This is a genomic window from Caballeronia terrestris, assembly GCF_001544515.1.
Taxonomy (GTDB): domain Bacteria; phylum Pseudomonadota; class Gammaproteobacteria; order Burkholderiales; family Burkholderiaceae; genus Caballeronia; species Caballeronia terrestris.
This window is the reverse complement of sequence record NZ_FCOL02000378.1, coordinates 1-1,515: the sequence shown is the minus strand read 5'-3', so window position 1 is coordinate 1,515 and position 1,515 is coordinate 1. Positions and strand designations below refer to the sequence as shown.

At 62.2% G+C, this 1,515-nt stretch carries 2 protein-coding genes; both read right to left on the bottom strand.

The features are described from left to right. Window positions 1-10: 10 nt before the first annotated feature. Window positions 11-526, bottom strand: coding sequence for a hypothetical protein (locus AWB67_RS40425; protein WP_125477872.1), 516 nt, complete (start codon window positions 524-526; stop codon window positions 11-13). Between the two features lie 317 nt (window positions 527-843). Then, window positions 844-1,515 (bottom strand): DUF2092 domain-containing protein (locus AWB67_RS37560; protein WP_125477871.1); only part of this gene is annotated, 672 nt, incomplete at its 5' end.

Here is a 1,515-nt window from a genome sequence, read left to right as displayed (position 1 = left end):
GCGACCGCGATCAGTATCCGGGCGGCGGCTGAACCGGCATATACACCACGCCGCTGCTCCCATAACCCGCCGCGTACCAGGTCGAGCCACATTGATAGTACGACACGTCCTTAACCGCGACCGGAGCCACGTTGCACGGCGGTCCGGCGGGCGCGGGTGCCGGCGCAGCGACGACGACGGTGGTGGGTGCGGGGGGCGGTGTAGTTGCGGCCGTGGCCGCACCCACCACCATTGCGCCGGCTACGAATCCGACCGCCGCAGAACCGCCGTCCCAGTCCGAGTTGGAGCAGTTGTTGCAATTACCATTGCCATTGTAGTTGTTCTGCATGTTGCTCACGGTCGTAGCACGCGTGTTCTGCATCTCCTTAGCGGTGGATTGGCGCGCACTCTGGTTTTGGCTGCTCGTTTGTGCCGCCGCGGTCTGGCGCGTGCTCTGGTTCTGGTTCGACGTAGCCTGGCGCTGCGCCTGGTTCTCGCTCGTGCTCTTCTGGCGGTTCGCCTGGTTCTGGCTGGAGGTTGCCTGCATCGAGCTTGCCGTACTCTGGCGCGCACTCTGATTCGCACTCGAAGTTGAAGTCGCTGTAGCTTGGCGCGAGGTCTGCCTTTGTTGGGCTGTTGCCTGCTGGTTGCCGCCAGATCGTGAAGCACCTTGCGCTGCGGTTGTGCCGCCGGAAGACAGGCCACCAGCCGATGCCGCTCCGCCGCGGGAATAGCCTCCATCTCCACCACCGCCACGGGCGCCGCCGCCTCTCTCGCCTCGTGCATCCACCTGATTGATCAGCCCCAGCGTGAATACTGCGGCGACCAATGCCGTAATGGCATGGTCCGACGATCCTGTTTTCATCATTTGGCTCCCGTCTTCGCAGACGACTGGCGAGCCGTGGGCGACGCACGCGGAAGCTGTGCCGCGAACGCGACTTTTTGCAAGCCATCGGGAATTTGTGCCGAGAACGTCGCATCGTTTAGCTCGGGCGCAAGATTCCAGTCTACAAATTCTGCCCAGAACTGAGGCTGGCCCACCGCATTTTTGTAAGTCAGTACGATCCGTTGCAGCAGAGGCTTGTCGCCATCTGCTATCCAGACCTGAAAATCCACCGTGTCGGTACGCGCGGCTAGATGATAGGACGCAGTGCCGTAGATACTCGTCTTCTCCACATAGTCTACCGACCGGACCCGGGCTTGCAATTCTTTAGGCAGCCCGTTCAACAGGAGCGCCGCGAGCGGCAGGCGCATGCCGAGATCCTTGACGAAGTACACGATGCTCTCGTCCAGCGTGCCTGGTTGCGGCGCCGTCGCATAGACTTTGCTGGCGAGGTCGACCAGAACGATCTCTTTCCCGGTGAGCACGACGAGCGTTTTTGCGCCATCGCTGCGCTCGCTTTCCATGCGCATGCGATCGGGCCGGCTCAACGTAACGGTGCGGTATTCGCCGAATTCGATTTTCTGCCCGGATGGCTGCACGGCGTCGTACCCGCTGCGCACACCGACACGAAAGCTCGGCGTCCCGCCAAGGAA

Excerpts from the sequence above, each read along its gene's own strand:
- AWB67_RS40425 (WP_125477872.1), bottom strand. The coding sequence starts at position 526 with ATGCAGGCAACCTCCAGCCAGAACCAGGCGAACCGCCAGAAGAGCACG.